This is a genomic window from Moorena sp. SIO2C4 (assembly GCF_010672485.1).
Lineage (GTDB): Bacteria > Cyanobacteriota > Cyanobacteriia > Cyanobacteriales > Coleofasciculaceae > Moorena > Moorena producens.
The window spans coordinates 1-3,574 of sequence record NZ_JAAHGN010000799.1 but is presented as its reverse complement, the minus strand read 5'-3'; the positions used below and the strand labels follow the sequence as shown (position 1 = coordinate 3,574).

General features: G+C 44.9%; 7 protein-coding genes. 4 read left to right on the top strand and 3 right to left on the bottom strand.

All coding sequences use genetic code 11. The features are described from left to right. On the top strand, window positions 1-878 hold an 878-nt coding region (locus tag F6K20_RS29300; RefSeq protein ID WP_287297045.1), incomplete at its 5' end, for a pentapeptide repeat-containing protein. A gap of 40 nt (window positions 879-918) precedes the next feature. Here F6K20_RS29300 and F6K20_RS29295 read toward each other — a convergent pair. Together F6K20_RS29295 and F6K20_RS29290 are read right to left on the bottom strand one after the other, a co-directional pair. Next, window positions 919-1,155: a hypothetical protein gene (locus F6K20_RS29295; RefSeq protein WP_131826953.1), complete on the bottom strand. Its 237-nt coding sequence runs from the start codon at window positions 1,153-1,155 to the stop codon at window positions 919-921. Further along, complete coding sequence (locus F6K20_RS29290) at window positions 1,152-1,460, bottom strand: hypothetical protein (protein WP_008181021.1); 309 nt, start codon at window positions 1,458-1,460, stop codon at window positions 1,152-1,154. The genes F6K20_RS29295 and F6K20_RS29290 overlap by 4 nt, the downstream gene beginning before the upstream one ends. 831 nt (window positions 1,461-2,291) lie before the next feature. Between F6K20_RS29290 and F6K20_RS29285 the strand changes: the two genes are divergently transcribed. The 3 genes from F6K20_RS29285 to F6K20_RS29275 all read left to right on the top strand — a co-directional run bounded on the left by F6K20_RS29285 (window position 2,292) and on the right by F6K20_RS29275 (window position 3,069). Further along, window positions 2,292-2,531, top strand: coding sequence for a hypothetical protein (locus F6K20_RS29285; RefSeq protein ID WP_008181022.1), 240 nt, complete (start codon window positions 2,292-2,294; stop codon window positions 2,529-2,531). Beyond that, entirely contained in the window at window positions 2,528-2,791 is a 264-nt protein-coding gene (locus F6K20_RS29280) for a hypothetical protein (protein ID WP_008181023.1), read from the top strand. The genes F6K20_RS29285 and F6K20_RS29280 overlap by 4 nt, the downstream gene beginning before the upstream one ends. Before the next feature lie 74 nt (window positions 2,792-2,865). Continuing rightward, window positions 2,866-3,069: a hypothetical protein gene (locus F6K20_RS29275; protein WP_154659704.1), complete on the top strand. Its 204-nt coding sequence runs from the start codon at window positions 2,866-2,868 to the stop codon at window positions 3,067-3,069. On the opposite strand, the gene F6K20_RS29270 is transcribed toward F6K20_RS29275, so the two are convergent. Further along, a partial coding sequence (locus F6K20_RS29270) for a WD40 repeat domain-containing protein (RefSeq protein ID WP_287297043.1) occupies window positions 3,023-3,574 on the bottom strand: 552 nt, incomplete at its 5' end. The genes F6K20_RS29275 and F6K20_RS29270 overlap by 47 nt on opposite strands.

Sequence of the window (3,574 nt, the reverse complement as noted above, 5' to 3'; positions counted from 1 at the left end):
CGGATTTCAGAGGAACGGATTTCCGGGGGGCTAACCTCCAAGGTGCCAACTTATGTAATGCTGACTTGAGGGGGGCTGATTTCAGTCGTGCGAATCTAAGCATGAGCCACTTCAGGAATGCTAATCCCCATGGGGTAAGCCTTGGTGGTGCTGACTTGAGGGGGATACGATTAGATGGTGCTAATGTCAGGGATGGTGACCTCAGTGGTGCTGACTTGAGGGGAGCTGACGTCAGGAAAACTGACCTCACTGGTGTTAATCTTAGCGAGGCTAAATTGGGAGGTGCTTACCTCCAGGGGGCTAAACTCAGGGGGGCTAATCTGGGTAGTGCGATTTTGAGCAGAGCTAACCTTCAGGGCACTAACCTCATCCGTGCCCACCTGGGGGGGGCTGACTTGAGGTGTGTTGATTTATCTGATGCTAACTTGAGCCGTGCTCAGCTTAGTGAAGCTAATCTCAAAGGTGCGAAACTGAGGAGAAGTAATCTTAAAGGTGCTGATTTAAGTTTAGCAGACATGACCCAAGTCTGCCTGATTCGTGCTAATTTGAATTATGTCCATCTGATTCGTGCCAACCTACGCAAAGCCGAGCTGATTCGTAGCGACTTAAGTAATAGTGATCTCAGGAGAGTTGATCTTCAGGGAGCTGACTTGAGTTTGGCTATCCTTGAAAATGCTGACCTTAGGAGTGCTAATCTCAGAAGTGCGAAGATGAATCTTACTGAGTTAGATGGTGCCAATCTCAGAGGAGCTGATTTTAGTCATGCTGACATTAGGGGGGCAAGAGTGAAAGGGGCTAGGTTCGCTAAAAATAGAGGTATTTCTAATCAGATGAGAGGGGTTTTGATGCGGTTAGGGGCAATTTTTGAAGATGAATAGCTCTAGGGTGATTATTCCTCGTTAAGTTAGGGAGTATCTTTCAGGAGATTCTAGCGCTGGGGGCAGGGAATCGGGAATCGGGAATCGGGAATCGGAACCCACCCCTAACCCCTCCCAGGAGGGGAACGGGAATCAGGAATCGGGAATCGGGAATCGGTAAAAAGTTATGAAAAAACTTTTTATATAAAGGTTTTAGCAATTCGTCTTGATGCAGTAGCGAGTAGGGTGCGTTAGGCAAAGCTAACGCACCGAGATGATAGCGATCGCATTTTTTCAAGCAACGTTATCCCCTGAGGTACCTAAGGGAATTAGAGGCAGCAGGGGACACAGGGGAATCAGAGACACGTTTGAGGTTTCAGTCTTGGCAGGCTCGGGTGCTTGGAAAGGTTCCTCAAATTGCTCAAAGTGCATTTCGGACACTGGTTCCTGTAACAATTTTTCTAATACAATTTGCGGTTTGACTTCAGCAATATCTTCTTCGAGGATTTGATTCAGCTTAATTTTGTCTTCTATTTCCAGAGTAGTGATTGCTTCGATAATAGACTCGAAAGGAATTAGCATTTTGACAGCAGCTTGTATCATGTTTACCTTCCGGGATTATGTTTATATGATTACTTAAGTTACTATAGTAGCCCCAATTTACCGCTGTGGTAACGGGAGTTTATGTTTATTAACATTTCATTCCCACTGATCATCTTAACTGTTGACTATTTTACCAAAATGTGTTTAATCCAGCCATAAAATTCTACCAGCTATGGTTATTGTCAACAGATCAGGACATAGTATGAAAATGAGCAAAAATGTAGTTAAATATACTCTTAACCATGGAAAACTACTTTTACCTAGCTTACTAAGCAGGGATTATAGGATGTCTGTATAATTACTCTAATAAAAATTTCCCGATCTCCCGATCTCCCGATCTACCCACACTTCCCACACTTCCCACACTTCCCATACTTCCCACAGTTCCCATCTCCCTATTAAACGAATGCTTACTTGTTTTATTCAAAACCTGAAAGGTAAGCAGTCAGCAGTCAGCAGTCAGCAGTCAGCAGTCAGTTTAAAATAAACCTCGTTCCTAGCACAGGCTTTGGCCTTGGCCTTTCGGCCACGCTACGCGAATGGCCACGCTGTGCGAACGACGCTCTCACTTGACTCAGATTAAACTAATGCTTACCTCTTTTATTCAAAAGCTGATCACTAATCACTAATCACTAATCACTTATATAGCACTACGCATTTAGATTAGGACATTCCTAAACTCCGAAACGTAAGTAATCGCTTACTTTTAGGTGCGACCCGTGGCGAATTTAATTCGCCTACGGAAAGCGCACCTTTGACTTCTGACTTCTAACTTCTGACGCTAAGCGTAGCGCTATAGCTGATGGCTGATGGCTGACAGCTGACTGCTGAATGCTTACTTTGGGAGTAAAATCACCAACATCCCTATTAGTTCGGTCGGGTGCGATGGAACCAACAGAAGCACAATATCTAATTCTCAATGCTTTGGATACCTTAGGATTACTAGAAAATACTGTTTATGACCAAGACAATGGCATTTGGTACATCAGCACTGCCAGCCTTCTTCTGCCCTTTGCTATGCTTTTACCAAATGGTGAAATTACCCCGATTACACCTCTAGCCGAATTATGAAGCCCTTAAGTGAATTACAACAACAGCAATATCAACGAATGGTAGAACTCTCCACTCTGGCCCGTCAGCGATATCTGGACTCCGGAGGAGATCCAAACCGAGCCTCAGGGAGTCTACACAATGAAAATTATATGACTGCGGAAGAACAGCAGGAATTCTTGGTATTAGCTAGGGCACTTTCCGGGATATACATTAATAATGGTTATGTTTACTGTCAAGGGCGGTCTTGGAAATTACCCGAAGTGTTGAATCACGACTAGAGGGGGAGTGTGGGGAGAGGGGGAAGTGTGGGAAGTGTGGGAAGTGTGGGAAGTGTGGGGAGACTTAAAAACTCTTGAAAAGATTTATTAAAATAAGCTATAAAAATAAGCTACAATATAATATTTATCTAAATAATTATACCCATTTCCCTATCTCCCTATCTCCCTACTTCCTGCTCCCTGCTCCCTATTTCCCGATTCCCGACTCCCGACTCCCGACTCCCGACTCCCCTACATACCACAAATTTCCCTTAATTCTTCTTCGTCTTGATGAGTGACAAGGTAATCATGGAGCCAATCACAACTCTGTTCCACTAAATCCTCTAGATCTAAATTCCATAAAATTACAGTATTGTCTGCACTAGCAGAAGCAAGAGTCTGGCCATCTGGGCTAAAGACCACGCTATTGACCCAATCGCTATGTCCGGTGAGGGTGTGCAGGTCTTTGCCTTGGTGATTCCATAGTTTCACCGTCTTGTCCCAACTAGCAGAAGCAAGAGTCATGCCATCTCGGCTAAAGGCCACGTTATTGACCCAATCGCTATGTCCGGTGAGGGTGTGCAGGTGTTTGCCTTGGTGATTCCATAGTTTCACCGTCTTGTCCCAACTAGCAGTAGCGATAGTCATGCCATCTGGGCTAAAGGCCACGCTAGTGACATTTGCGTTGTGTTCGGTGAGGGTGTGCAGGTGTTTGCCTTTGAGATTCCACAGTTTCACGGTGTTGTCCAAACTAGCAGAAGCGATAGTCATGCCATCTCGGCTAAAGGCGACGCTATTGACAGG